Annotated in this window: 18 protein-coding genes; 7 read left to right on the top strand and 11 right to left on the bottom strand. The window is 70.7% G+C overall.

Annotated features, from left to right (window positions below):
* Positions 1-600: 600 nt before the first annotated feature.
* Positions 601-2,040 carry an aldehyde dehydrogenase gene (locus ACFVBH_RS31755; RefSeq protein ID WP_379007322.1) on the bottom strand — a complete coding sequence of 480 codons (1,440 nt, stop codon included), beginning with the start codon at positions 2,038-2,040 and terminating at the stop codon, positions 601-603.
* Positions 2,041-2,356: 316 nt separating this feature from the next.
* On the opposite strand from ACFVBH_RS31755, the gene ACFVBH_RS31750 reads away from it, so the two are divergent.
* The gene (locus ACFVBH_RS31750; RefSeq protein ID WP_379007320.1) at positions 2,357-2,560 is read left to right on the top strand and encodes a hypothetical protein; all 204 of its coding nucleotides are present in this window, start codon (positions 2,357-2,359) and stop codon (positions 2,558-2,560) included.
* 203 nt (positions 2,561-2,763) lie between these two features.
* On the top strand, positions 2,764-3,066 hold the full coding sequence (locus ACFVBH_RS31745) for a hypothetical protein (protein WP_354990900.1): 303 nt from the start codon (positions 2,764-2,766) through the stop codon (positions 3,064-3,066).
* Here ACFVBH_RS31745 and ACFVBH_RS31740 read toward each other — a convergent pair.
* Positions 3,028-3,912 carry a methyltransferase domain-containing protein gene (locus ACFVBH_RS31740; RefSeq protein WP_379007318.1) on the bottom strand — a complete coding sequence of 295 codons (885 nt, stop codon included), beginning with the start codon at positions 3,910-3,912 and terminating at the stop codon, positions 3,028-3,030. The genes ACFVBH_RS31745 and ACFVBH_RS31740 overlap by 39 nt on opposite strands.
* Positions 3,913-4,266: 354 nt before the next feature.
* On the opposite strand from ACFVBH_RS31740, the gene ACFVBH_RS31735 reads away from it, so the two are divergent.
* Positions 4,267-5,445 carry a glycosyltransferase family 4 protein gene (locus ACFVBH_RS31735; RefSeq protein WP_379007316.1) on the top strand — a complete coding sequence of 393 codons (1,179 nt, stop codon included), beginning with the start codon at positions 4,267-4,269 and terminating at the stop codon, positions 5,443-5,445.
* A 206-nt stretch (positions 5,446-5,651) separates the two neighbouring features.
* Here ACFVBH_RS31735 and ACFVBH_RS31730 read toward each other — a convergent pair whose 3' ends face one another.
* The 3 genes from ACFVBH_RS31730 to ACFVBH_RS31720 form a co-directional block, all read right to left on the bottom strand.
* Positions 5,652-7,877: a hypothetical protein gene (locus tag ACFVBH_RS31730; RefSeq protein WP_379007313.1), complete on the bottom strand. Its 2,226-nt coding sequence runs from the start codon at positions 7,875-7,877 to the stop codon at positions 5,652-5,654.
* A gap of 9 nt (positions 7,878-7,886) precedes the next feature.
* Positions 7,887-9,071, bottom strand: coding sequence for a polysaccharide biosynthesis protein (locus ACFVBH_RS31725; protein ID WP_379007828.1), 1,185 nt, complete (start codon positions 9,069-9,071; stop codon positions 7,887-7,889).
* Between the two features lie 322 nt (positions 9,072-9,393).
* Complete coding sequence (locus tag ACFVBH_RS31720) at positions 9,394-10,560, bottom strand: DUF3068 domain-containing protein (protein ID WP_354990903.1); 1,167 nt, start codon at positions 10,558-10,560, stop codon at positions 9,394-9,396.
* Between the two features lie 189 nt (positions 10,561-10,749).
* Here ACFVBH_RS31720 and ACFVBH_RS31715 point away from each other — a divergent pair, with 189 nt between their 5' ends.
* On the top strand, positions 10,750-12,000 hold the full coding sequence (locus ACFVBH_RS31715) for an acyltransferase family protein (RefSeq protein WP_379007310.1): 1,251 nt from the start codon (positions 10,750-10,752) through the stop codon (positions 11,998-12,000).
* A 656-nt stretch (positions 12,001-12,656) separates the two neighbouring features.
* Here the strand turns inward: ACFVBH_RS31715 and ACFVBH_RS31710 are convergent.
* The 4 genes from ACFVBH_RS31710 to ACFVBH_RS31695 all read right to left on the bottom strand — a co-directional run bounded on the left by ACFVBH_RS31710 (position 12,657) and on the right by ACFVBH_RS31695 (position 19,393).
* Complete coding sequence (locus tag ACFVBH_RS31710) at positions 12,657-17,207, bottom strand: alpha-(1->3)-arabinofuranosyltransferase family protein (RefSeq protein WP_379007308.1); 4,551 nt, start codon at positions 17,205-17,207, stop codon at positions 12,657-12,659.
* The gene (locus ACFVBH_RS31705) at positions 17,188-17,358 is read right to left on the bottom strand and encodes a DUF2613 domain-containing protein (RefSeq protein WP_354990904.1); all 171 of its coding nucleotides are present in this window, start codon (positions 17,356-17,358) and stop codon (positions 17,188-17,190) included. Before ACFVBH_RS31705 ends, ACFVBH_RS31710 begins: the two co-directional genes overlap by 20 nt.
* A gap of 304 nt (positions 17,359-17,662) precedes the next feature.
* Positions 17,663-18,754: an isochorismate synthase MenF gene (locus tag ACFVBH_RS31700; RefSeq protein ID WP_379007306.1), complete on the bottom strand. Its 1,092-nt coding sequence runs from the start codon at positions 18,752-18,754 to the stop codon at positions 17,663-17,665.
* A gap of 159 nt (positions 18,755-18,913) precedes the next feature.
* Positions 18,914-19,393, bottom strand: a complete 480-nt coding sequence (locus ACFVBH_RS31695) for a universal stress protein (protein WP_354990906.1) — start codon at positions 19,391-19,393, stop codon at positions 18,914-18,916.
* A 238-nt stretch (positions 19,394-19,631) separates the two neighbouring features.
* Between ACFVBH_RS31695 and ACFVBH_RS31690 the strand changes: the two genes are divergently transcribed.
* On the top strand, positions 19,632-20,078 hold the full coding sequence (locus tag ACFVBH_RS31690) for a hypothetical protein (RefSeq protein ID WP_379007303.1): 447 nt from the start codon (positions 19,632-19,634) through the stop codon (positions 20,076-20,078).
* Positions 20,079-20,261: 183 nt separating this feature from the next.
* On the opposite strand, the gene ACFVBH_RS31685 is transcribed toward ACFVBH_RS31690, so the two are convergent.
* On the bottom strand, positions 20,262-21,584 hold the full coding sequence (locus ACFVBH_RS31685; RefSeq protein WP_354991849.1) for an acetyl-CoA C-acetyltransferase: 1,323 nt from the start codon (positions 21,582-21,584) through the stop codon (positions 20,262-20,264).
* A 171-nt stretch (positions 21,585-21,755) separates the two neighbouring features.
* Between ACFVBH_RS31685 and ACFVBH_RS31680 the strand changes: the two genes are divergently transcribed.
* On the top strand, positions 21,756-23,117 hold the full coding sequence (locus ACFVBH_RS31680) for a 3-oxoacyl-ACP reductase (RefSeq protein WP_379007300.1): 1,362 nt from the start codon (positions 21,756-21,758) through the stop codon (positions 23,115-23,117).
* Complete coding sequence (locus tag ACFVBH_RS31675; RefSeq protein ID WP_354991847.1) at positions 23,117-23,983, top strand: MaoC/PaaZ C-terminal domain-containing protein; 867 nt, start codon at positions 23,117-23,119, stop codon at positions 23,981-23,983. Before ACFVBH_RS31680 ends, ACFVBH_RS31675 begins: the two co-directional genes overlap by 1 nt.
* A 322-nt stretch (positions 23,984-24,305) precedes the next feature.
* On the opposite strand, the gene ACFVBH_RS31670 is transcribed toward ACFVBH_RS31675, so the two are convergent.
* Positions 24,306-25,640, bottom strand: a complete 1,335-nt coding sequence (locus ACFVBH_RS31670; RefSeq protein ID WP_379007297.1) for a DUF5685 family protein — start codon at positions 25,638-25,640, stop codon at positions 24,306-24,308.
* Positions 25,641-25,718 lie beyond the last annotated feature (78 nt).

Here is a 25,718-nt window from a genome sequence, read left to right as displayed (position 1 = left end):
CGCAGCGCACGTTCTGAGACGTTGGCGCGAGCTCCGCGCCCACAACTGACTACAGCCCCGGCGGCACCGAATACGGTGCCGCCGGGGCCGTTTCATGTGGGAGTCATATCGTGGCGCAGTCTTCCGGGCGGCGCCATCGCCCGCGTGGGCTGTCGAGTCCGGCGGGGCCGAGTCACTGCTGGGAATACTCGACGCTTCCGCCGCGCGGGTAACAGCAGACACCACTCATCGGTCGGACACGACCCCACCTCCCATCGAGGGTGGCGGTGGCGAATTGGCTGTTCGGCCCGGCCCGCCTGGGCCGTGTAGCAACGAGCATCAGGACCGAATTCCGTTCGCAGTAGGTGTCCGGACACTCGTGGCGTGTGCTGGGCGGCGGGTCGAAATTGTTCGGGCCAGGACATCCCGCGAAGGCGGACACGCGGCACTGGACGCTGTCGGCTGTCCGGGTGGCGTCGCGTGGTCGACGGGCCGACGGTGGCAGGGCCGGCGTGCCGTGTCCGATGGATCCGAACCGGCTCGGCCGGGCACGGCGAAGCCGTCCATCGTGAGTCGCGATGGACGGCTTCGTGGTTCGGTGCTCGCGGGCGAGGGCCGGGGCTAGGGGGTGTAGCCCATCGGCATCAGGACCGACTTCTGTTCGCAGTAGGCGTCCAGGCCCTCGGGGCCGTTCTCGCGGCCGATCCCGGAGGTCTTGTAGCCGCCGAAGGGGGAGCAGGGGTCGAAGGCGTACCAGTTGATGCCGTAGGTGCCGGTGCGGACCTGGGCGGCGACGGCGAGGCCGTGGTCGATGTCGGTGGTCCACACCGAGCCGGCGAGGCCGTAGTCGGAGTCGTTGGCGATCGCGATCGCCTCGTCCTCGGTGTCGTAGGGGAGCACCGAGAGCACCGGGCCGAAGATCTCCTGCTGGGCGATGGTCATGGTGTTCTCGACGTCCGCGAAGATCGTCGGTTCCACGTACCAGCCGGGCAGGTCGGTGGGGCGGCCGCCGCCCGAAACCAGGCGCGCGCCTTCGTCTTTGCCCTTGGCGATGAAGCCCTCCACGCGCCCGCGCTGCGCCTCGGAGATCAGCGGGCCGAGCTGGGCCGCCGGATCGGTGGGCAGGCCGAGCGGGAACATCCGCGCGGATTCGACCAGGGCGTCCAGGATTTCGTCGTAGCGGCTGCGCGGGGCCAGGATGCGGGTCTGGGCCACGCAGGCCTGGCCGCTGTTCATCAGGCCGGCGAAGGCCAGCTGCGGCATCGCGGTGATGTCCATGTCGGGCAACAGGATTGCCGCTGACTTCCCGCCGAGCTCGAGGGAACAGCGCTTGAGCTGACCGCCCGCGATGGCCGCGATCTTGCGGCCGACCGCGGAGCTGCCCGTGAAGGTCACCTTGTCCACGGCGGGGTGCGAGATGAGGTATTCCGAGACCTCGGCGTCGGCGGGCAGCACCGAGAGCACGCCCTCGGGCAGTCCGGCCTCGGCGAAGATGTCGGCGAGCAGATTCGCGGTGAGCGGGGTGAGCGGGGCGGGCTTGAGGACGACGGTGCACCCGGCGAGCAGGGCGGGTGCGAGCTTGTTCACGGCGAGGAACAGCGGCACGTTCCAGGCGATGATTGCCGCGACGACGCCGATCGGCTCGCGGGAGACCTGGGTGGTGCCGAACATGCCGGTGCGGGACTCGGTCCACGGGAACGCCTTGCCCAGCCCGGCGTAGAAGTCGAGCGTGGCCTTGGCGGGGAAGTTGTTGAGCGTGCTCGCCGACATGGGCGGCGCGCCGGTCTCGGCCGACAGCGCCGCGGTGATCTCACCGGCCTTCTGGTCGAGCAGGGCCGAGACCCGGGCGAGCAGTTCGGCGCGCTCCTCGGGCGGGGTGCTGGGCCAGGGGCCGTGGTCGAAGGCGTGCCGGGCGGCGGTGACCGCGGCGTCGACGTCGGCGCGGGTGGGGTTGGGCACGCTGCCGACGGTTTCCAGGGTGGCGGGTGAGACGACCTGGACGGTCTCGGTGCCGGCGGGCGCGGTCCAGCGTCCGCCGATGAACAGGCTCGGGTACTCCATGAGAACACGTTACAGTTTTGCCCCGGGGGTTGTCCGGGGCATGGGCCGGACTCCGGGCCCGGGGTCCCGGTGACCGGGACGATTCTGAAAGTCGACTTCTCGGTATTCAATTCGATCCGACGCGTTCCGGCCGGGAACGCGGGTTCGCAATTCGGTTCGCCCGCGGGTGACTTATGCTTCGCATGACTTTCGGGCCGACGTCGATCTGGTCGGTTGCTATAAATTAGCTTTTGCTACTTTGGAAGCTGTCTCCGTTCCTAGCTTTTCCAGTCCGCGGCAGGCGACTGGTTCGTTACGCGAAAGGCAGGCGAATGGCATGACCGATGTGGATATCACCCCTCTGATTCTCCCGGAGTTAGCGGACCTCGCTCCGCTGTCGACCAGTACGCCGATGCAGCGGGCTGCGAACCAGCTGCAGAAGGTGCTGCCGCCCGGCTGGCAGGTCGAGGTCGTCGCCGCCCCCTTGCGCTCGGAACGGCGCGGTCAGCCGGCGCTGCGCTTGATCGAAGCGGACCTCTAAAACTTCCGAAACGGCGGCACCTCAACCGCTTCCGCATCCCTGAAGCAACCTTCCAGCGACTCGATTTTCCGAAACCCTACCTGCCGGTTCGCTTTTCGCGGAACGCACTATTGCATTCTGTACCGGTAACGAGCATGCTTTATAGCTATCTTGGATAGCTCGCTCGATACATGAATCATTACCGTGCAGGGGAGATTCGAGTCATGGCGGTGCAAGTGGTCGATCGTTCGCTGATGACCAGCGATCTCACACCTCATCAGGCGAAAAGCGTTGGCGTGGGCGGCTGGGTGGTGTCATTTCTGCCGGGGAGAACGCTCACCACCGAGCAGGCCACCGCCGCGTTGCAGGCGGCGGAAGCGGTTGCCGCGGTGCATGCTCTGGCCGGACAAGTCGGGCTGACGGCGATGGAGACGATCGGGCTCGCAACCCAGGAGTCACCCTGGGGCGAACCCGACGGGCACGGCGGGCTACGCAGAATCTGGCGTCGTGGCCGATTGGAACGGTGAATCCCGCTCGCTCCGTGCGGTTTTCCCGGTTTGCACGGTCTCGGCGCTCGCACGCTTGGTGGCCACCACCACCAGATTGCTCACCAGCAGCTCCCGCACCACCGGGACGTGCACCAGCCACCAGGCCCATTTCGGGTGATACCGCGGGAACACCGCGAGCACTTCGACATCGTCCGGCGTGCGGTGCGCCCACCGCATCCCTTCGCCCGCGCCGACGGCGAACAGGGACTTTCCGAAGCGATTCTTCGGTTCCCGGCCCTGTTTGCGCAGATATCTACGCGCCGCGAACTCACCGCCCAGGTAATGCCACGGGCCGGTTTCGTGGCCGCCGAACGGGCCCCACCAGATGGTGTACGAAAAGATCATCAGCCCACCGGGCTTGATGACGCGCAGCATTTCCTCGGCCATCGTCCACGGCTGTGGTACATGTTCGGCCACATTCGAGGAAATGCAGACATCGACGGCGTCATCGCGGAATGGCAGCGCCATCCCCGAACCGCGTACCGCGCCCGCCACCCGCAAACCCGCGGCGTGCATCTCCGAGGGATCCGGTTCGACCGGCAGATACCGCGCTCCGGCGCGCCCGAACTCGTCCGCGAAATAGCCGGGACCGCCGCCCACGTCCAGCACCACCGCCCCGCGCAGCGAATGCCCGGTCAGATCCCGGTAGAAATCGCTCACCAGTTCGGCGGTATCGGTGGCCACGCCGCCGTAGAACAGCGCCGGATCGGTCTGTTCGAATCGGAAACTCCCCAGCAGCCGCAACGAACGGCGCAGGGTCGCCCGGCCGGCGAATCGCGGCCGCCGCCCACCCCGCCGGAATCCGGTCTGCTCAGCTCGAAGCACGGCCAGCAGTCTCGCACAACCGCGGCCGGGGTCGCCCCGCTACCTCCCGCTTACCGGGGGGTATGGGTTCGCCCGGCAGTGACGAGCGGGCCGGCTCGATCCGGGGCGCCGACGCGAGAAATCCGGATCCGGCGCGGAACGGCGAACCGAATTCGTGAGAATTCGATGGCAATGCCGAATCGGCGCTCACCGCCCTCATCGCACAGTCGCGGGCGTATTCCGGGTGAGCGGTCCGGCGGAAAACCGCGTCCGTTGGCAGGTCAGGTGACCACTCGTGGCTTGCGGAGGGCGCTCGCGCTATATGGTGGAGCCCGTTGTTCATCATCCTTTCGCCATGACTTTGGAGATCTGCCCGTGCGTGAAGTGCTGCTGCTCTGCTGGCGCGACACCGGGCATCCGCAGGGCGGGGGCAGTGAGCGCTATTTGGAACAGGTCGGGGCGCAATTGGCGGCCCGGGGTGTGAAGGTCACCCTGCGGACCGCCGGTTATCCCGGGGCCGCGCGTTCCGAGCGGGTGGACGGCATCGACATCAGTCGCGGCGGCGGGCGGTTCACGGTGTACCCGCGGGCGCTGGCGGCCATCGCGCTGGGCCGGCTCGGGGTCGGGCCGCTGCGCGGCATCCGGCCGGACGCGGTGATCGACACCCAGAACGGGATCCCCTTCTTCGCGCGGGCCGCGGCGGCCGCTCCGACCGTGGTGCTGGTGCATCACGGGCATCGCGAGCAGTGGCCGGTCGCGGGCAAGCTGGTCGGCCGGATCGGCTGGTGGATCGAATCCCGGCTGTCGCCGCGCGTGCACCGGGAGAACCAGTACCTGACGGTGTCGCTGCCGTCGGCGGAGGAACTGACCGCGCTCGGGGTGGAGAGCGCGCGCATCGCCGTCGTGCGCAACGGCGCCGAACCCGTGCCCGCGATGGTTCCGGCCGGGGACGACGCCACCCGCACCGCGCATCCCAGCATCGTGGTGCTGTCGCGGCTGGTGCCGCACAAGCAGATCGAGGACGCGATGGCGGCGGTCGCCGGGCTCCGGCATCGGATTCCGGACCTGCGCCTGGACGTGATCGGCGGCGGCTGGTGGGCCGACAACCTGCGCGTCCACGCCGACGAGCTGGGCATCGCCGACGCGGTGACCTTCCACGGGCACGTGGAGGAGGACCGCAAGCACGAACTGCTGTCCCGCGCCTGGGTGCACGTGCTGCCCTCGCGCAAGGAGGGCTGGGGCCTGGCGGTCATCGAGGCCGCCCAGCACGGCGTTCCCACCGTCGGCTACCGCAGCTCCCGCGGCCTGACCGACTCCATCGTGGACGGCGTGACCGGGATGCTGGTCGACGATGCCGCCCACCTCACCCTCGCGGTCGGCGACCTCCTCGACGATCACGAGGCCAGAACGGTTCTGGGCGAGAAGGCCCGCGCCCGCGCCCGCGAATTCTCCTGGGAGCAAACCGGAAACGGCGTCTACGAGGTGCTCTCGGCCGTGTCCCGCGGCGCCCGGGTCTCCGGCCTGGTGGCCGGATCCCCCGTCACCCCGGCCTGATTCGGCCTGGTCGGACGCGGATGGACTGGGCCTGCCCGATCGCCGAATGAAGTCAGCCCGGTGGCATTCGGATGGAATCGGTTGCCCAAGTGGCAGATACAGTCCCGGATCCGCCGTTCTCGCCCGGGTATTCGGTCGCGCGGCAGCCGGCTCGACGTCCTCGAACGGCCGCGCGGTAGGTGTTCGGCAGCCTCGTGATGTGCCGGTCAGCCGGGGTGAATCGACTGCGGGGCAACCGATCTCGCTCGGCGCACATCGCGGGCCGATGCCGCCGCGGCCGCGATTCCGGCGAGCAGCAGCGCACCCCACACCAGGTGGGCCGCTCCGGCGCCACGCCGGGATCCCGGGGAAGCATCATGATCGGCGATGCTCCCCGGCACTCGATACAGCTCCACATCCCGGTCGGCGTACACGGAATCCAGCTGGCCCAGCGTAGTTTTCGATTCCCCCATCGGCCCCGGCGTCCCCCGCTCGACCAGCACCCACCCCACCCCGAGATCCGCCAGCCGCCCCGCGGACCCACCGGCGAGCAGCACCCGCTCGACCTCCCCCGCCCGAGCCCCCTCCCCGGACACGGTGGCCCCCGCGACCGGCAACTCCCCGGTCTGCAACACGTCCCGAGGCAACATCCGCGGCGCGGGATCCAACACCGGCGCTTTCCCGGAATACCGGAACTTCCGGAACATGCCCCCCGGCAACACCGCCACGTCCCCCTCCCCACCCACGTCCCCCGCCACGCGCTCCCACCCCACCGGATAGGTCACCGGCCGCAAAGCACCCCCGACCCCCCACGCCATATCCGGCAGCGAAGCGAAGATCAGCACCACGAAAACCCCCGCCACCCAGCCGATTTCCCTATTACGGGCGGAATCCTCGAGCTCCGAGGTTCGGATCGCATCGCGCCGCGACCGAGCGGCGGATATGCGGGCGGCCAGTGCGCGGGTGCCCGCGGCGGCGCAGAGGGCGAAGGCGGGGACGGCGAGGGCCACGTATTTCTGGGTGTCGCGCAGGAGGCCCGCGCCGGGGACATGTTCGACGAAGAACTCGCCTGCGGCCAGGCCCCAGCTGGTCGCCCCGAGGGCGGGGAGCACGATCGCGGCCACCGCCACCGCGACGACGGTGCGGCGGGTGTGGACTGCGGAAGCCGTGCTGTCGACCGCGGTCGCGACCGCACCCGGCGGGTTCGAGTCGGCCGGAGCGGGAGTGCCCGGCCCGCGGTGATTGCGATCCGCATCGGCAGTGCGCGTTGTGGTCGCGGGGTTCGTCGCGGTCTCGGGTTCCGTTGTGGCGAGCACGGATCGGACGCCGGTGGTAACCAGGGCGAGCAGGATCGCGGTGCCGATCAGGGCGAAAAAGGTTGTGCGGGTGTCGGGGACGGCGGTCGAATTCCAGATCCCGCCGAGGCCCGCGAGGCTGCCGAGGGTTCCGAGGAAGGGTTCGGCTCGGGCGGCGAAGGCCGCCACCCCGGCGGGGTCGGAGGGGGACGATCCCGCGCCGGAGAGGGCGGTCGCCACCAGCCAGGGGGCGGCGGAAGCCAGCCAGAGCGCCGCCGCCGGAAGAAGATTGCGGCGGCCGACCAGGAGCAGGGCGAGCACCCCGGCCATGATGGATCCGGTGGGGGTCAGGCCCGCGACGGCGAGCCAGCCGCCGACGGCCGCCCACGGCACCCAGGCACCCGGCCGGCTCGGAACGGATCGCGCTGCTCCGGAGCGGGTTTCGCTGCCCGTCGCGGAACCGCGCTGTCCCGCATCGGCGGTGGAACCGGTCCCGTCCGCTGAATCGGCGGTGCGAGCCGCGTCCGCTGAATCGGGAATTGGATTCGCGCCTGCCGAATTGGCGGTTCGATCCGCGCTCGCTGAGGCTGGGGTATCTGTCGTGGGCGTCGCCGGGTACTCGGGGTCGGCGGCGTGAGCCTTTCGCAGCGGGCCGATCCGAGCGCGCGGGGAAGAATCGGCGGCGTCGCCCGTGGTCGCTCGTAATCGGGTGGCCAGCACCGCGATCCAGGGCAGGGCCGCGTAGCCGGTGAGCAGACTCCAGTGACCTTGGAGCAGGCGCTCGGCCACGTAGGGGTTCCAGATGACGAGGGTCACGGCCACGAGCTGGGGGCCGAGGGTGGCTCCGAGCAGGGTGCGGGTCAGGGCGGCCGCGCCCCAGCCGGCGGACCAGATCGCGGCCACCAGAATGGCTTTCACCAGCAGGCCGCCGTCGACGACGGTCGACAGCACCGCCAGCAGGGCGTCCTGGGGCACCGCGCGGGGAGCCGCGTCGCCCAAACCCAGGGCCGAGTCGGTCAGGTAGGAGCGGGGCGTGCTCACCGCGTCACGGAGCAGGAGATAGCCGGGGCCGAGCAGCGGGCCGAGCACGAGCAGGGTGAGGGCGAGGCTGTAGGCGGCGGTGATCGGGCCGGTTCGCCGGGGGTGCTGGGCGCTCACACCGGCACCCTATGCCGAGCCCGCGCTCGCGCCCGGGACGCCCGCTTCGGCGGCCGGTTCACGCACGGTGCGCAGCGCCAGCACCGTGATGACGAGGGTGGTGAGCGCGGCGGTGCCGGCCGCGATCGCGATCAGGCTGGTCACCGAATGCGCGCAGGTGCGCATGACCACGACGCCCACGGCGAGCCCGAGCCAGGTGATGGCCGCCGAGGCGGTGCGATCCGCGGCGATGGCGGACAGCAACGCGCCCTGCAGCACGGCGAGCAGCGCGCCCTGCAGCGCGAACAGCCACAGCAGTCCCTGCACGGGCGCGTAGTCCTGCCCGGCGAACAGCGGCGCGAGCGGTGCGGCCAGCGCCGCGCCGAGCACCGCGACCGCACCGACCGCGGTGAGCACGGTCAGCGCCGAGCGCACAGCGCGCGCGGAATGCTGCGGTTGCGCCATTTTGGGGTAGAGCACCACCCCGACCGCCTGCGGCAGCCAGAACGCGATCTTGGCGGCAATAGCGCCCAGCGCGTACCGCCCGGCATCCTCGTCGCTGAGCACCATGCGCGAGATCAGCAGATCCGCGGACGAGAGCGCCATCAGCGCCGCCTGCACCTGCGCGGCCCGGAACACCGGCAGCACCGCCGCCATGCCCGCGGCGGAGTCGACGGCACGGCCCGCGGCACCGTCCGCGCCCGAGTCGACGACGCGCCGTGCCAGTAGCGCGGCGACCAGCGCCCCCGCCATCGCGGCCCACAGCGTCGGCCCGATGCCGCCCCCACTCGCGAGCACGATCAGCGCCGGGGTCGTCCGGATGACACTCGCCCCGCCCAGCACGATCGCGAGGTCGCGGAAGCGGCTGGCGCCTTGCAGGATCCCCTGCTCCCCGGAGAGCAGCACCAGCACCGGCACGGTGCACAGCGCGGCGGCCGCGGCCACCCAGTTCACCTTCAGGCTCACGCTCACGATCGGCACCAGCGGCACCGCGATCAGCGCGACAATCCCCGCGCAGCGCAGTGCCAGCTCGCGCGCGGCCGCGACGGACGCGCCCCGGACGACTTCGCGGGCCACCACGTTCTGCAGTGCCAGCGCGGGCACCGCGCACAGCATCTGCACCGCGAGCAGACTCGCGAACGGGCTGTATCCCGCGACCCCGAGCCAGCGGCTGGCGAGCAGTTGCAACAGATATCCGGCGACGTTCGCCGTCATGGCCCCGGCCGTCACCAACGTGAGGTCCGCGACTACTGGCAGACGGCGTACAACGGACACGCCGCAATGCTCCCACCCGCCGCGCGAGCCCACCCCGCCGCACCCCCACCCCTGTGATTGATAGCCTAATGCTCTTACTCGGCGCCGCGGAGGTGCTCGAATTCGATCCGCGCTCACCGGTATTCGGCGGTCTCCGGCCGGCCCGCCGCGACCGTTCACGCACCCCCGATCGCGTCGCTCCGACAACCGCGTCGACCCGACGGCAAACGCACAGCGGCCCCGCACCGAATCGGTGCGGGGCCGCTGCGAAGCAGGTCGAAGCCTAGGGCTTCTTGTTGATGTCGATCTGCTGTGTCTTGTTGATGTCGATCTGCTCGGTCGGGGCGTCGAAGTTGCCCCGTCCCGGAGCCGGGCCACCGGCGGGAGCCGGAGCGGCGCGACGCGCGGCCGGGCCGCTGTTCGAGCCACCCAGCACGCCGAGCACGATGCCCGCGATCAGCGACAGCGCGCCGAGCACGCCGAGCACGATCGGGATGGTGCGGCCGTACAGCGACAGCTTGTCGATGTTCTCCTTGGCCACCGCGATCTGCGATTCGACGGTGTTCTCGTCGAACATCAGGGTCGCTTCGAGAACGTTGACCTCGGTCTTGTCCGCGGTGCGCGAGTAGAACTGGTGCACCTGCTCGCCGCCCTTGATGACGGTGCCGGTCTGCGGCTCCACCCACAGGTCGCGGGTGTTGGTGTACCAGCGAATCATGGTCACCGGGGTCTCGCCGCCTTCGACGCCCCACTTCTCGGCCGGCAGGGCCAGCTTGTTGGTGGGGGAGTTGGCGACGGTCGAGAGATCGGTTACCGGGACCGTCTGCTGAAAGTGGTACACCTTCATGCTGTTGATCTCGGTCTCTTCGATGAAGTTGATGTCGTACGTCTTACGCACATTGACGTCGAAGTACGGGTACGCCTTCTTCTCGGTGCCGATCGGGAAGCGGTACTGCAGACCGGTGTGCTGGACCGGGTCCATCACGCTCTGACCCTGCTTGTCGACGGTCACGCCGATCGAGCCGTTGGGGCCGCCGTCGACCTCGTCGACCGGCATGCCGTTCTTACGGTCGACGGTGACGCGGTCGATCGAGGCCGTCAGCAGGCCGGTGTCGCCCTGCTTGTCGGTACGGCGCAGGGTCTGACCGGCCTGGATGGTGAGACGCTCGGCGTCCGCAGGATCCTCGATGGTGAGGAATCGCTGCGAGAACAGCGGCACATTGCTGTCTACCTTGGCCGAACCCGGTCCGGTCAGCGACTTGGCGTCGAGGACCTCGCTCTTGGTTCCGGCCAGGTTGGTCGCGACCGTGGTGATCTGCAGGTCGAGTGGCGTCTTGGCCACCTTGCTGACCGTGTAGGTGGGGATCATGATCGCGGCGACGAGCAACAAAGCACCCAGCCCCACGAGCAGGCAGGCCACCGTCCGTCTGGTCCCGGCACTCAGTGCCATGCAACTTCTCCTCGTCGTCGAACAGGTCGTTCCGATGAGCACTGCGGTCGCCGCGCAGCACTCGTGAGCCCCGACACTAACAGCTCAGGACCGTTCAGGGTCTCGCCGAGGCAGGAAAACTCCGCGAAACGCCCATAAGTCAAACGCGGGGTGCTCACACTCCGAGGGCACAGGGCACACTGGACCGCGATGACCACGACCCTGCGCCCGCCCTCCGAACCGGTACAACCGGTCGGCTCGGATGCCGCCGTCAGCGGGGAGAGTGCCACCGCCGAACCGACCGCGACCGCGTCCGCCGATCCGAATTCCACGGCCGCCGGCACGCTCGACGCGCGCTCGATCCGGCGGCCGAACGTCTTCGTTCCGGCGCTGGAAGGTATGCGCGCGCTCGCCGCGCTCGGGGTGGTCCTCACCCACGTCGCGTTCCAAACCGGCGCCACCGCGCAGCCTTTCATCGGCCGGGTGTGGGAACGCTTCGACATGGCCGTCGCCATCTTCTTCGCGCTCTCGGGATTTCTGCTGTGGCGGCCGCACGCGGCCGCGGCGCGCGGACTCGGGCGGGCCCCCGCGGCGGGGCGTTATCTCCTGCATCGCGCGGCCCGCATCCTGCCCGCCTACTGGGTGGCGGTGTGCGCGGCGCTGATTCTGCTGCCGAATGCCGCTCACACCGCGGGACTTCGGGTGTGGCTGGCGAATCTCTTCTTCGCACAGGTCTATGTGCCGTACACGCTCACCGACGGACTCACCCAAATGTGGAGTCTCGCGGTGGAAGTCGCTTTCTACGCGGTGCTGCCGCTGCTGGCCTGGGCGCTGATCCGGTTGCGCGGCAACCGCGCTCGCTGGCGGGTCCCGGTCGTGATCGGCGTCTCGGTGCTGTTCCTGGGCTGGAACCTGCTGCCCGTGCCCACCCCCGAGGCCATCAACGCCGACAACTGGCTGCCCGCCTACCTGCCGTGGTTCGGCGCGGGCATGCTGCTGGCCGAACTCGCCGACGCCGAGGCGCCGCGCTGGCGGCGGTACGCGGGCGATCTGCGCATCATGTGGCCGCTGTCGCTGACGGCGTTCCTGCTGGCCACGACCCCGCTCGCCGGTCCGCCCGGACTCACCCACGGCCAGCCCTGGCAGTACGCGATGAAGATGGCGCTGGGCGCGATCATCGGATTCACCCTGCTCGCGCCCCTGGTGCTGCGGCCGGAGCAACCGCACCGCTGGCTGACCGGCAGTGTCGCGGCGACCCTGGGCCGCTGGTCCTACGGCATCTTCATCTGGCACCTGGCCGTGCTGGCGATCGTCTTCCCGGTCTTCGGAATCGTCCCGTTCCGTGGATCTTTCGTGCTGGTCTACCTGATGACGATCGCCTTCACCCTCCCCCTGGCCGCGGCCAGCTACGCCCTGATCGAAGATCCGGTACGCCGCTGGACCCGCCGCCACGTCGGCTGATCGGTCCCCGCGCCTCCGTGCCGCTCCCGGGCGCGCTGAACCGGGTGCCGTTTCGGGCAATTCCTCGGGACGTTGCCGAGCCGATCCCCGTTGCCGCCGCGTGCGAACCGATCGAGGACAGGTGCGCAGCCGAACTCCGGTGCCGCTGCGTGGGATGCCTTGGGACGGCTGCGGACACCGATCCCCGCTGCCATGTCGGCTGATTCGTCCCCGCCCCTCCGTGCCGGTGACGGGCGCGCTGACCCCGGTGCCGTTCCGGGCGATTCCTAGGGACGCCGCCGAGGCCGATCCCCGCCACCGCGTGCGACCGATCGAGGACAGGCGCATAGCCGAACCTCGTAGCCGTTGTGGGGGATTCCGCGGGACGCTGCCGAGGCTGATCTCCTTTCCCGCCCGCGTGCGAACCGATCGAGGACAGGCGCGCAGCCGAACCTCGTAGCCGTTGTGGGGGATTCCGCGGGACGCTGCCGAGGCTGATCTCCTTTCCCCCCGCGTCCGAACCGATCGAGAGCAGGCGTGCTTCCGAACCCCTGTGCGGTTCCTGGTGATTCCCGGGACGTCGCCGCAGGCGTTCGACGCCTCGTTCGTGATCATCGGTGAATTCCGGTGTGCCGCGTGCCGTTCAGCTCGGGCGAGCGGCTGCGGCCGCCCCGGAGTCAGGGTTCGCGGCGCGGCAGCGCGGCGAGGCCGACCGCGACGATCGCCACCACGGCGGGGAACTGCGTCCAGAGGGAGTCGCCCATATATCCGGCGGGCGAACGCCACGGGCCGGTGGAGAGGGCGGCGGCGGAAACCGCCGTTGCCACACCGGCTATCGGGGCGAGCGCCCGGGCGGTCACCAGCGGGCGGAACTGATAGGCCGCGAGACCCAGTGCGGTGAGCACGATTCCGGTCGGCCCGGCGATCAGGCCGGCGCCCGCGGCGAGGGCGATCGCGCTCACGGTGCGGCTGTGCCAGGTGCGCGGGGCCGGGCCGTCGTCGCGAGCAGGGGTGCGGGCGGCGCGGAAGGCCAGTACCACCAGGGGAATCAGCAGCAGGAGCCCGCCGAAGATGGCGAGGCGGTACCAGCGGTCGGCGGGGAAGGAGACCGTGATCGGGCCGTTCGTGCCGGGCGGCACCAGCCACGCCTGCTGCCAGCCGTCGACGACCAGCGGTTCGAGGGTGCGGCCGTCGGCGGTCACCGCCTGCCAGCCGACATTGGTGCTCAGCGGCAGGACCAGGAGCCGCGTTCCGGCGGGGGCCCGGACCGCAGGGCCGGCGTCGACAGTCCTGGGGTCAGCCGCGGGGACGGCGTCGCCCGGGTTCGCGGCAGCGTCCGGCTCGACGCGGTGCAGGCGCAGCTCGTCGACGGTGAACAGCGCTGTCGGAGCGACGGTTACATCGACACGACCGGCCATGAGGCCCAGGCTGCGGCCGCCGGTGGAGTCGTCGACGGGGGTCTCGTCGGCGAAGGAGGCCCGGCCGCCGTCATTGGCGTTGTTCAGCCCGGAGCCGCCGTCGGCCCCGCTATCCGCGCCGGGCGCACCCTCGGATTCCTCGGGTCCGGCCGCCGGGTCGGCCGGTGGCGTGTCGCTGTTCGCCCGGGCGGCGGCGACCTCGTCGGCGGTGCAGACGCGGGCGGGAAGCGGCGTGCCGGAACGGAACTGGGCGGCGGTGCCGGTCACCGTCGTGTGCAGGGTGCGACCGGCGGCGGCCAGGGTCGGACCGTTCGCGCAGTCGATGGTGAGAAGCTGATCGGGGGCCGGTGCGGCCGGGTACTCCGGTCCGAGCACGGTGATCTCGGCGATGCCGGGCGGCTGCTCCTGGGCGAAACCCAGCGCGGTGCGGTCCAGCACCGCGTCCCAGGTCTGGATGCTCAGCTCGATGCGGTCGGTGACCTGCGGGTGGAGCTCGATGCGCGAGGTCGCGCCGGACTCGGGATCGACCTCCCGAACCTGCGGTCCCGCACCGAGATTCACCGAGACCGAGGTGGCGTGCGCGGGCAGGTCCCCGCGCGAGGGCGTCAGCTCCAGGCCGGTCACCAGCGCGGGTTCGGGCAGGTCGATCGTGATCGTGGGCTTCGCGCCGGTCGGGGTCCGCACGGTGGTCTCGGGCGCGGTCCAGCTGGTGCGCGGGTCGCCGTCGGTGGCGGCGACGGCGGAGCCGCGCGGGTCGCCGGTGTCGGCCTGGCCGTGCGCGAAGGGCCGATTCGGGTCCGTCAGCAGCCGGTCGAGATCCGGGCCGGGCCGGGCGCGGACCAGTAGATCGGGGGTGACGGCGAGGGGTTCGGGCACGGTCAGGGTGCGTTCGAACAGGCCGGGTTCCTCGGCCGACAGCGCGAGCGCCTTACTGCACCGGACCCGGTCCGGGGACTCGAAACAGGCGCTGCGGCCGGGGAATTCCTGGCCCAGCGCCCAGCCCCGCACCTCGGCGCCGGGCGTGGTGGCGGGCAGGACGACGCGGTGCCGGATGTCGACTCGGGCTGGATTTTCGCGGTCGGCGTAGTCGAAGAGCGAGAGTTCGCTGATGCCGAATTGACCGCCGGCGGTGCCGTTCTCGGTGCTCTTGGCGCTGATCTTGATCCACTCGGTGCGGCCCGGCGGCAGGGAAACCGACACCGGCGCACCGGGTTCGGTGATGCGGGCGGCGACGGTGCCCTTCGCGGTGGCGACCTCCAGCCATTTCACCGGACTGCCGATGGCCGCCGCACTGGTGGTCAGGCGCAGTACCGGCGAGGTGATGGGCTGCTCCAGGTCCAGTCGAAGCCACTGTCCCAGTGCGTGTTCGGTGCCGTTGCTGATCCACGCCGTCGCGGGATCCCCGTCCACGACCGCGGCGGTGGAACTGCCGGGCGCGGCCCCGCCGAGCTGGGTGGCGTCCCCGGCGGAGCTGGACACCGTGACGGTGGCCCCGGACCATTCACCGCGCACGAGTTCCGCGCCGGGCACGGCGTAGTCGGGCGCGAGGTTGTAGGTGCGGCGGGCGTCGCCGGGCGCGCGCACCGCGGAGTTGTGGTTGTCGACCCGGCCGAAGTCGGTTTCCCGGTCCATGGGTGTGTCGGTGATCGTGACCGCGTCCACGGGCAGTCCGGCGCGGGCGGCGTCGGCCGCGAGCAGGACGGGTCCGGCGGGTCTGTTCGGGTCGCGCCGCAGGCGTTCGAGCGCTTCGGGTCCGCCCTGTACGACCGGCACGCCGTCCAGCCCGGTCAGGTACGCGCCGGGGAACGAGTCCGGTGCGCCGGTGCCGGCCCGCAGGTCGGCGGGGTCGCCGACGGGTCGCGGGTCCACCCGGTAGATCTCGACGGGCGGGTAGCCGGGCCGCAGATCCTCGTCCGCCACCAGTCCCTCGATGTATCGGGTTTCCGCGGGCTCGCCGAATTCGGCGACCTTGCGCAGGCCCGGTGAGCCGTCGATGGTCTGATGCGCGAGTACGGGCCGGGTCGAGCGCGAGGTCTCGGGGTCGAGGTCGTTGCGCAGCACCAAAATTCCGATGCCCTGCGCGGCCAGGGTCGCGGCCAGGCCCGCGGAGGACCGGCCGTCGGCGAACAGGCGCTGCACCGAATCCATGGCGCGAATGGCGCCGGGCGGATTGAGCGGCACCGCGTCGCGCACCGCCCACGGGGTGTCGGCCAGGGCCTGCAACGGTTCGTCGCGGGTCAGGCCCCAGACCTGGGAGCCGAAGGGCGCACCGGGCACGATGAGCGCGCGGGTGTCGGAAGCGTTGTCGGACAGCCACTGTGCCGTCTGCTTCCAGTACCCGGGCACGTCCTCGTAGGCGCCGCTGGGCGCGAGCTTGCCGGTCCAGGCCAGCGAGGTGGACAGCGTGAGCGCGGTCAGCACGAGCGCGCCGACCGCCACCATGCGATTGCGTTCGGGGTGGGCGAAGGCCTTGCGCCACACCGGCATCGGTACCGAGGCGGGCAGCGGCACCCGGCTCAGCAGGTGGGCCAGGCCGAGCACCAGCGGCAACCGGATGAGCGGTTCGAGCTTGTGCACGTTGCGCAGCGGCGCGCCGCCGGAGTCCAGGAACAACCGCACCTGTTCGGCGAACGGCCCGCCCAGCGCGCCGGCGTAACCGGCGCAGATGCCGACGAGTCCGACGCACAGCACCAGCGTGAGCCGGCCGCGAATCGGCATGGAGCGCATGGCCAGTCCGGCGATGCCCGCCGCCGCCAGCATGCCGGTGGCCAGCACCGCGGCGGGCTGGGTCACCAGCACCGCGCCCGCGATGCGCTCGGGGGAGACGAACGGGGTCCAGCTGTCGGTGCCGCGCAGTACTTCGCCGAGGGAGGCCCACTGCGTGGTCACGCCCGAGGATTCGATGTAGTCCAGGAACGGCGGGCTGACCCGGCCGAGCAGCAGCAGCGGGACGACCCACCAGAAAGTGGCCAGGACCAGCAGCGGAATCCAGGCCCGGGTGAAGCGCCACCAGGCTCGATCCGGGCGGTAGGACATCCAGAACAGGGCCGCGGGCAGAAAGGCCGCGGCGGTGGCGACGGCGTTGACCGATCCCATGAGAGCCAGGGCGAGGGCGCTGCCGGCGGGGGTCGCGGCGCCGCGCCAGTGGGAAGGCGCGGGCTCGTCCGGTGTGGAATCCGGCTCGGAGTCCGCCGGTCTCGATTCGGCGGTGCTCTCGGAATCGTCGGTGTTCGCGCGCTTGCGCAGCGCGACCCCCAGCGCGGCCGGGGCCAGCAGCACCCAGGGGGCGAGCATCATCGGCAGCGTCTCGGAGGAGATGGAGCCGAGGGTGGTCAGTACGCGGGGCGAGAGCGCGAATGCCGTGGCGGCGATGATGCGGGAGCCGCGGCTGCCGATACCCAGGATTTCGCAGAGGCGAATGATGCCCCAGAATCCGGCGAGCAGCAGTAGTGCCCACCAGATGCGCTGGGTGACCCAGGCGGGCAGGCCCAGGATGTGCCCGAGTGAGAAGAACGCGCCGTGCGGGAAGAAGTAGCCGTAGGCCTGATTCTGCACCTGCCCCATCGGGGCCTGGCTGCTCCACAGGTGGGAGGCGCGTTCGAGAAAGCCGAGGGGATTCTGCGCGAGGTCGTACTTGGTGTCGGCGACCGTGCGGCCGGGGGCCTGCAGAAAGGTCAGCAGGAACGCGGCGAGAAAGGTGCCGAGCAGCCAGCGGCGGCCCAGCGGTTCAGTATTCGGCGACCGGTCCTCGGCCGGACCGGTCGCGGCTGTTGGATCTGAGGTCGGCCGGTCAGCGGGCGCCGTACTCAACGTTGTTGAGCAGCGACGAGGACGGGTCGCCGCCGTTTTCGATCTCCGGGCGCGTGTCCTGCGAGGCCGCCATCGTGATGACCAGGACCGCGGCCAATCCGATCAGGGCGCCACCGGCAGCGCTGGCCACACCGGGAACGGCAAACTTCATCGCGGAACTCCCATACATCGACGCATGCGTAACTCGAGCAAACCTAGCAGACCGGGCCTGCTTTGCCCCGGCTCCGCCGCCCCCGATCTTGGTCGGCGATGTTTCAGTTCGCGCCCAACGTGGCGGAGATGCAGGTCACATGCGGGTTCGCGACGGTGGCCGACAGGAAATGCGTGGCGCCGACCACGAGATGCGCCGTCGATCGCAGGCACGGACCTCGCGCGCTCGCGCGTCGCCGTGCCCGGTGCGGAGTCGATGAGCTGCAAGCATGTCCAGCCGGCCCCGCGGATACGAAGCCGGCCACTCACTCGGGAACGGCGCAGTGCAGGCCGCCGAGGAAGGTGCGGAGTTTGGCGGTCGTCTCGACGAGCTCGGTGTGCGGATCGGAGGCTGCGACGATGCCGCCGCCGCCGAACGCGCGCAGGGTCAGGCCGTCGGCGGCGAGTTCGGCGGAGCGGATCGCGACGGCCCACTCCCCGTCGCCGCCGGCGTCGCACCAGCCGACCGCGCCGCTGTAGAAACCGCGATCCTCTTCGAGATCGAGGATGGTCTCCAGGGCGAGGTCGGTCGGGGTGCCGCAGATGGCGGGCGTCGGGTGCAGCAGGACCGCGAGGTCCAGGGCGCTGGGCCGGGGTTCGCGCAGGCGGCCGGTGATATGGGTGGCGAGGTGCCAGACCTCGGGGGTGTGCAGCAGTTCGGGTTCGCCCGGGATGGACAGTTCGGCGCAGACGGAGGTCAGCCGTTCGCGGATCCACTCCACGACGTAGGCGTGTTCTTCGCGATTCTTGCTGCTGGCCAGCAGTTCTCGCGCCTGCGCGGCGTCGGCGTCCGGGTCGGGCAGGCGGGGGAGCGTTCCGGCGAGGGGGCGCAGCGTGACGGTGTCGCCGTGCCGGGCGACCAGGACCTCGGGCGTCGCCCCGAGCAGGGTTTCGCCCGCTCGTCCCGCGGTCGTCAGGTCCACCGCGAACACGTGCGCGCGCGGATGCCGCGTGACCAGGTGCGCGGCAACCACTTCCGGATCCAGCGGCGCGTCCGCGACGGCGAGCAGCGAGCGGGCCGCCACCACCTTGCGCAGCGGCGATTCCGGATCGCCCAGCTGGGCAACGAGTTTGGCGACCCGGGCCAGGTGCTCGGCGGGATCGGGCAGCTGAGCCAGCACCCGGACGGGCGGCAGCGCGGGTAGTGCGGCGGGCCGCCACGGCCCCGCGGTGCGGGTGTGGCGTTCGGGTGCGACGAGCGCGGCCCGGCCGCGCGGATCGAAGGGCAGGGCTCCGGCGATCAGCTCCGCCGCGCCGGTACGCAGGTCCGCGGCCGCCGCTCCCGCGTCGTCGTACGCGGCGCGCACACCCGTGGTGCGGACGACGCTGTCGGGCGTCGCTAGCAGGAATCCGTGCATGATGTCTCGACGATAGTCCGCCTGCGCGAAGCATCGGCCGCGGAGCGACGCACGTCTCAGCGCGGCCCGGCGTCCGGCGCGATGGCCGGGTCCGCACGCGGCGACGAGCGGTTGCGAGCGGCGCGGCGGCCGCCTCGCCGCACCCGGCGGATTTCGTGCTTACCGCGCGGGTTCGCGCCCCGGCGGAACGAGCAGCACCGGCCGGTGGCAGTGCTTGAGCACCGCGTCGGCGACGCTGGAGTGCAGCAGTGCGCGGATCCCGGTCTGCCCGCGCGTGCCCGCGACGATGATGTCCACGTTCAATTCGTCCGCCACCTCGACGATGGCGTTCCAGATCGTGGTGGTGCATTCGGCGGTGCGCGCCTCGGCGTTGAGCCCGGACAGTTTGGCCAGCCGCACGCCCTCGGTGTTGATCGACTTGGCGTCGGCGAAGGCGATGTCCTCGATCTCGTCGTCGGGCATCCACTCGGGCTGCATGACCCCCGAGAGTCCGGACAGGCGAGCGGTCTGGCGAACCATGGGCTCCCACGCGGTGAGCACCACGGCCTTGTCGGCGGAGAGGAAGCGCCCGGCGTATTCCACGGCGCGGCGCGCGTTCTCGGACCCGTCGTAGGCGATGAGCATCAGATCACACGGCATGGTGAACCTCCTGGTGGGAAGGCATCTCCACCCGAGGTTACCCCGGTTTCGGGCCCGTACGCGGACCCCGCGACCCCGCGCCGCGTCGCGCCCAGTCCACAGTTTGCCAACGATTCAGGGATTCTGGTGGTGGGATCCGTGGCCCCGGTTTTCACTGACTGTGTCGGCATGCCGCCGGCAATCGACTTTGCTGGACTGATCAGCCGTCGCTGGAGCTGGGCCGAACGAGGGGTGGAGTGTGCGGTTGGACGAGCTGACGACGCCGCAGGAATGGGCGCGGGTGTATCGCTCGCTGCTCGGGCTGCCGCATGTGCATGTGACGACCCCCGGCTTCGTGGTGCTACCCCTGGTGGACACGATCGCTGCCCTGAACACCCCGGAACCGTTGGGGGCCTTGCTACTCGACGAACTGACCGCGCGCGGACTGCCCTGCCCGGTGCTGGTGCGCGAGCGCCCGCCCCGCCGTACCTTCCTGGCCGTCTTCGACGGCGAGCCGACGGCCGAGTACCTCGAGCGCATGGAACGCGCGAGCGTCGACATCGGCCCGCATCGCAGTAATGTCATCCTGCCCACGGGATTCGGGCGGCACACCATCGAGGGCCGCTGGTGGGCACAGGCTCCCGAACGCGATGCATCCCTGCCCCTGCTCTCGGAGGTGCTGGCCGCAGCGAGCACCCTGCTCTGAGCCATTCGCCCCGAACACGATCCGAGGCCGGCGCGCGCGTGCTCGCGGGCAGCGCACGCCGAGGTTCGTGCCCGCGGTCCGCGAAACGCGAAGAGCGGCCCCCGATCCGGAATACGGATCGGGGGCCGCCCACGTGCTCGTGCCGGGTCACCCCGGCGCGAAACCCCTTGCAGGGTACTGTTTCTAGCGCTCGACGATCGCGACGACGCCCTGACCGCCCGCGGCGCAGATGGAGACCAGTGCCCGGCCGCCGCCCTTCTCCGCCAGCATCTTCGCGGTGGAGGCGATGATGCGGCCGCCGGTGGCGGCGAACGGGTGGCCCGCGGCGAGCGAGGAGCCGTTGATGTTGAGCTTGCTGCGGTCGATGGAACCCAGCGCGCCGTCCAGACCCAGGCGCTCCTTGCAGTACGCGTCGGACTCCCAGCCCTGCAGGGTCGCGAGCACCACGGAGGCGAAGGCCTCGTGGATCTCGTAGTAGTCGAAGTCCTGCAGCGTCAGGCCGTTGCGGGCCAGCATGCGCGGCACCGCGTAGGTCGGGGCCATCAGCAGGCCGTCGGGGCCGTGGATGTAGTCGACCGCGGCGACCTCGGAGTCCACCAGGTAGGCCAGCGGCGAGAGGTTGCGCGCGGCGGCCCACTCGTCGGTGGACAGCAGCACCGCGGACGCGCCGTCGGTGAGCGGGGTGGAGTTGCCCGCGGTCATGGTGGCGTCGCCCAGCTTCACGCCGAAGACCGGCTTGAGGGTCGACAGCTTCTCGATGGTCGAGCCCGGACGCAGGTTGTCGTCGCGGGTCAGCCCGAGGAACGGGGTGATGAGGTCGTCGAAGAAACCGCGGTCGTAGGCGGCGGCCATGTTCTTGTGCGAGAGGTAGGCCAGCTCGTCCTGCGCGTCGCGGGCGATGCCGAATTCCTTGGCGGTGATGGCGGCGTGCTCACCCATCGAGAGCCCGGTGCGCGGCTCGGCGTTGCGCGGGATCTCGATGCCGACCATGGACGGGCGCAGGCGGCCGACCAGCTTGGCGTAGTCCTTGTTGTTCTTGGCGCGGTTGGCGTCGAGCATCCACTCGCGCATGGACTCGCTCACGCCGATGGGGGCGTCCGAGGTGGTGTCGGTGCCGCCGCCGATGCCGGATTCGAAGCGGCCCAGCGCGATTCCGTCGGCGACGGTCTGGATGGACTGCAGGCCGGTGCCGCAGGCGAGCTGCAGGTCGTGCGCGGGGGTGTACGGGGACAGGGTGGAGCCGAGCACGCTCTCGCGGATCATGCCGTGCTCGCCGACGCGCTTGAGGACCGCGCCGCCGACGACCATGCCCAGGCGCTCGCCCTGCAGCCCGAAGCGGCTGACGAGGCCGTTCAGCGCCGCGGTGAACATGTCCTGGTTGGAGGCGTGCGCGTACTTGCCGTCGGAGCGGGCGAACGGGATCCGGTTACCGCCGAGGATCGCGACAGGCTTGGCCTGCTTGGCGGTCTTGGCCGCGGGCTTCGCCGAACGGGCTTTGGTGGTCACTCGAGTCTCCAGTGTCTCGTCGGGTGGATTTCCGCACTCGCACGGTCCCGCGGGACCGGCAGCAGTCGGTTTACATTAAACTTACTCTGGAGTAAGTTAGTTTGTCGACACCGTACCCCGCAAATGTGCGCAACACCGCCCCCGGGGCCTGGACAAGAGAAGGTAGGAACAGTGGCAGCCAGCAAGAGCAAGGGCGCTCCCAACCTGTACGGATCTTTCATTCACTCCGCGCCCGGCGCGTTCCTGGCGAGCAAGCTCGGGCTGCCGCAGCCGGAGAGCCTGCGCCGCTACGTCGCGGGCCAGCCGGCCCTGCCGGGTCCGGTCCTGATCGGCGGCAAGGGCCGCGTCGCGGACGCCGCCCGGAACCTGCTCTCGGCGGACTACACCTTCGTCGACTCGGTCACCCAGGGCGTGAAGTTCGGCGGACTCGTGTTCGACGCCACCGGCATTCGCACCATCGAGGAGCTGCAGCAGCTGTTCGAGTTCTTCCAGCCCGCGCTGCGCAGCCTGGCCGGCTCCGGCCGCGTCGTGGTCATCGGCACCACCCCCGAGCTGACCGCCTCGGTCGACGAGCAGATCGCCCAGCGCGCGCTCGAGGGCTTCAGCCGTTCCATCGCCAAGGAGCTGCTCAAGGGTTCCACCGGCAACCTGGTCTACGTGCACCCGGAGGCCGCCGCGACCGCCACCGGCGTGGAGTCCACCCTGCGCTTCCTGCTCTCGGCCAAGTCCGCGTTCGTCGACGGCCAGGTCTTCCGCGTCGGCAAGGATGACGCGACCGCCCCCGCCAGCTGGGACAAGCCGCTCGAGGGCAAGGTCGCGGTCGTGACCGGCGCGGCCCGCGGCATCGGCGCCACCATCGCCGAGGTCTTCGCCCGTGACGGGGCCACCGTCATCGTCGCCGATATCCCGGCCGCCGGTGAGGCGCTGTCCGAGACCGCCAACAAGGTCGGCGCGACCGCCCTGGCGCTGGACGTCACCGCCCCCGACGCCGCCGAGAAGCTGGCCGCCTTCGCGACCGAGCGCTTCGGCGGCATCGACATCGTCGTGCACAACGCCGGCATCACCCGCGACAAGCTGCTCGCGAACATGGACGAGGGCCGCTGGAACTCGGTCATCAACGTGAACCTGGCTGCGCCGCACCGCATCACCGAGGGCCTGGTCGCCTCCGGCGCGCTGCGTTCGGGCGGTCGCGTCATCGACGTGTCCTCCATCGCGGGCATCGCGGGCAACCGCGGCCAGACCAACTACGGCGCTTCCAAGGCCGGTGTCATCGGCATGGTCAACGCCGAGGCCCCGAAGCTGGCCGAGAAGGGCATCACCATCAACGCCGTCGCGCCGGGCTTCATCGAGACCGCCATGACCGCCGCGATCCCGCTCGCCACCCGCGAGGCCGGCCGCCTGATGAGCTCGCTGCTGCAGGGCGGTCAGACCGTCGACGTCGCCGAGACCATCGCGTACTTCGCCTCCCCGGCGTCGAACGCGTTGAGCGGCAACATCGTTCGCGTCTGCGGCCAGAGCCTGATCGGCGCGTGATGAGCCAGACCATCACGCTCGGCGAGGTGCCGAAGAACTCCAGCCTTTTCGTCAAGGCCGCGCTCGGCGCGGTCCCGGTGCCCGGCCTGTCCAACCGGCCCTCGACCCTGCCCGACCGGGTCGTGCGGCTGGAGGGCTTCAAGGTCGATCCGAATCACCTTGCCGCCTACTGCAAGGCCACCGGCCTGCGTTTCAACGATTCGCTGCCGCTGACCTACCCGTTCGTGCTCAGCTTCCCGCTGGCCATGCAGCTGGTCGTCGCCCGCGACTTCCCGTTCGTGGCGGTCGGCGCGGTGCACGCGAAGAACACCATCGAGCGCACCCGCGAGATCTCGGTCTCCGAGCCGCTCGACTTCCAGACCCACATCGAGAACCTGCGCGAGCACCCCAAGGGCCTGATGGTGGACGCGATCACCGAGGTGAACGTGGGCCGGGAACTGGTGTGGCGGCAGGTCACCACCTTCCTGCACCAGCAGCGGACCTCGCTGTCCGGCGGGCCCAAGCCCGAGCCCGTCCCGGACGAGGTGCCGCCGCCGCCCCTGCGCTCGCTGCGGGTCGATCAGAAGACGATCACCCGGTACGCCGGGGCCTCGGGTGACCACAACCCGATCCACACCTCGGGGCTCGGCGCCAAGGCCTTCGGTTTCCCGAAGCCGATCGCGCACGGCATGTGGTCCGCGGCCAACATCCTGTCCAATCTCGAGGGCCGGATTCCCGAAAAGACCACCTACGAGGTCAAATTCGGCAAGCCGATCTTCCTGCCGTCCACGGTCAACGTGTACGCGGACAAGGTCGAGGGCGGCTGGGACCTGGCGCTGCGCAACCCCAAGAAGGGTTTCCCGCACCTCACCGCCACCATTCGCTGACCGATCGCCGCGCCGGGGTGCACCACACCCCGGCGCGGCCATCGGCGTGCCGGATTCGTCGCCGCTGCGCCACCGGCGCATCCGGGCCATCGAGCACCGCGAACGATGGCGAATTCGAGCCACTTCAGCCGCAGACCCGGGGTCGCGCTGTCCCGGTGGTCGTGGATCGACCACGAAGTCCGCAAACCACGGGTATGGTTCGGGCCGCCGACAGCGTCGGCCCCACGGGGTGGGGCGAGAGCCGCGCACCGATTCACCACCGTATGTCGCCACGCAGGGGTTTCGACATCCGGACGGGGAAACGGTGTGCGGCTTTTACGTATCAGCAGTCGCAGCCGCACCCGCAGCCGTCACAACAGCAGCCGTCACAGCAACCGTCGCAACCGCAGCCGTCACAGCCGCAGCCGTTGCAGGCGTCGCAGCCGCAGCGATTGATCCAGGCGTCCTTGCGGTGCCCGCTGCACGGGCGGGTGTGCTCGGCGCAGCACGCGTAGCCGGTGCAGTACTGGCCCAGGATGATGCCGATGCCCTCGAAGATGCCGGGCTTGCTGACCGGCGGCCCGTACGAGGCATGGACGCCGTGCGCACCCGCGCTCGTGATCGGCAGTAGCGCGTTCGCGCCGAACGCCTTTCGCGTGTCCGCCGGGTGCTCGTGCCCGCTGTGCTCATGGCCGGCGCCGAGACCGGTTTCGATCGACTCGGTCCCCGGCGACCCCTCGGAGCCGTGCCCCGTTCGGGACCCGCAGGCCCGGGACGTGCACGCGTGCACCACGTTCGCCGCCCGCCCGAGTCTGCGGACGACCCCGTTGAGCGGATCCAGCAGCAGCCAGCGCACCGACCCCACGCGTTCGAGGCCGACGCTGACCAGTGCCGCCCGCAGCAGCGAATTCGATTCGCGCAGTAGCTCGTGCGCCTGTTCGGCGCCGATGCCGGTCGCGGTGAGCGGGTTGAACTTTCCGTGCTCGCGGTCGTGGTCCAGATCATCGATGGCGTCGGCGAGGTGCGCGATGCGCCCGAAATGCCAACCGGCCGTGCGCAGTGCGTCCGCGTTGGCGGGCTGCTCGGCCAGTATCGCGGTGTGCGCGAACAGTTCCGCGGCGCACAGCTGGGTGGGCGCGGTCAGCCGGTTCAGCGCGTCCAGGTCGGCCGGGCCGGTGTGCACGCCGTGCCGGGCGGCGGCCTGTTCGAGCGCGGTCTGCGATTCGATGGCGGCGACCAGCGGCGCGATGTCGAGTCCGATGCCGGCCGCGGCGTCGTGGGCCTGCGCATGCCAGCGGCCCGAGACGCGGGTGAGCGGCCGGACGGCCCCGCGCGCGGTCTCGCCGTCGTCGAGGTGGTCGCGAATCTTGGCCGCGCCCAGCAGCAGTGACGCCGTGGTGGCCAGGCGAACGCCCGGCGAATCGGCGGGGGCGACACTCGCGCGCCGCATGCCGCGCAGCGGGCAGGGGCCCGCGCTCGTGCGCTCGGCGGTCCGGGTCTGCTGCGCCTCGGTGAGCACGCCGAGCACGATGGCGTCGGTGTTGGTCGCCGCCCGCGCGAGCTGGCCGTGCCCGTCGCGCAGGCCCAGGCAGAGCCCGCACATCTGGGTCTGCCAGGCCCCGGCGTCCATGCCGTACCGCGCGGCGCCGTGCTGACATGGTTTGAGCAGCCCGAACATGGTGTAACCCCATCCCCGGCCGGAGTGCACCGGCCGTCCCGCAACACGATTCCGTCGAAACTGTCGCAGGTGACGGGG

The sequence above is a fragment of the Nocardia sp. NPDC057668 genome (genome assembly GCF_042799795.1).
Lineage (GTDB): Bacteria > Actinomycetota > Actinomycetes > Mycobacteriales > Mycobacteriaceae > Nocardia.
This window is presented reverse-complemented; position numbering and strand designations above follow the sequence as displayed.

Excerpts from the sequence above, each read along its gene's own strand:
- ACFVBH_RS31755 (WP_379007322.1), bottom strand. The coding sequence starts at position 2,040 with ATGGAGTACCCGAGCCTGTTCATCGGCGGACGCTGGACCGCGCCCGCC.
- ACFVBH_RS31750 (WP_379007320.1), top strand. The coding sequence starts at position 2,357 with ATGACCGATGTGGATATCACCCCTCTGATTCTCCCGGAGTTAGCGGAC.
- ACFVBH_RS31745 (WP_354990900.1), top strand. The coding sequence starts at position 2,764 with ATGGCGGTGCAAGTGGTCGATCGTTCGCTGATGACCAGCGATCTCACA.
- ACFVBH_RS31725 (WP_379007828.1), bottom strand. The coding sequence starts at position 9,071 with ATGACGGCGAACGTCGCCGGATATCTGTTGCAACTGCTCGCCAGCCGC.
- ACFVBH_RS31720 (WP_354990903.1), bottom strand. The coding sequence starts at position 10,560 with ATGGCACTGAGTGCCGGGACCAGACGGACGGTGGCCTGCCTGCTCGTG.
- ACFVBH_RS31715 (WP_379007310.1), top strand. The coding sequence starts at position 10,750 with ATGACCACGACCCTGCGCCCGCCCTCCGAACCGGTACAACCGGTCGGC.
- ACFVBH_RS31705 (WP_354990904.1), bottom strand. The coding sequence starts at position 17,358 with ATGAAGTTTGCCGTTCCCGGTGTGGCCAGCGCTGCCGGTGGCGCCCTG.
- ACFVBH_RS31700 (WP_379007306.1), bottom strand. The coding sequence starts at position 18,754 with ATGCACGGATTCCTGCTAGCGACGCCCGACAGCGTCGTCCGCACCACG.
- ACFVBH_RS31695 (WP_354990906.1), bottom strand. The coding sequence starts at position 19,393 with ATGCCGTGTGATCTGATGCTCATCGCCTACGACGGGTCCGAGAACGCG.
- ACFVBH_RS31675 (WP_354991847.1), top strand. The coding sequence starts at position 23,117 with ATGAGCCAGACCATCACGCTCGGCGAGGTGCCGAAGAACTCCAGCCTT.
- ACFVBH_RS31670 (WP_379007297.1), bottom strand. The coding sequence starts at position 25,640 with ATGTTCGGGCTGCTCAAACCATGTCAGCACGGCGCCGCGCGGTACGGC.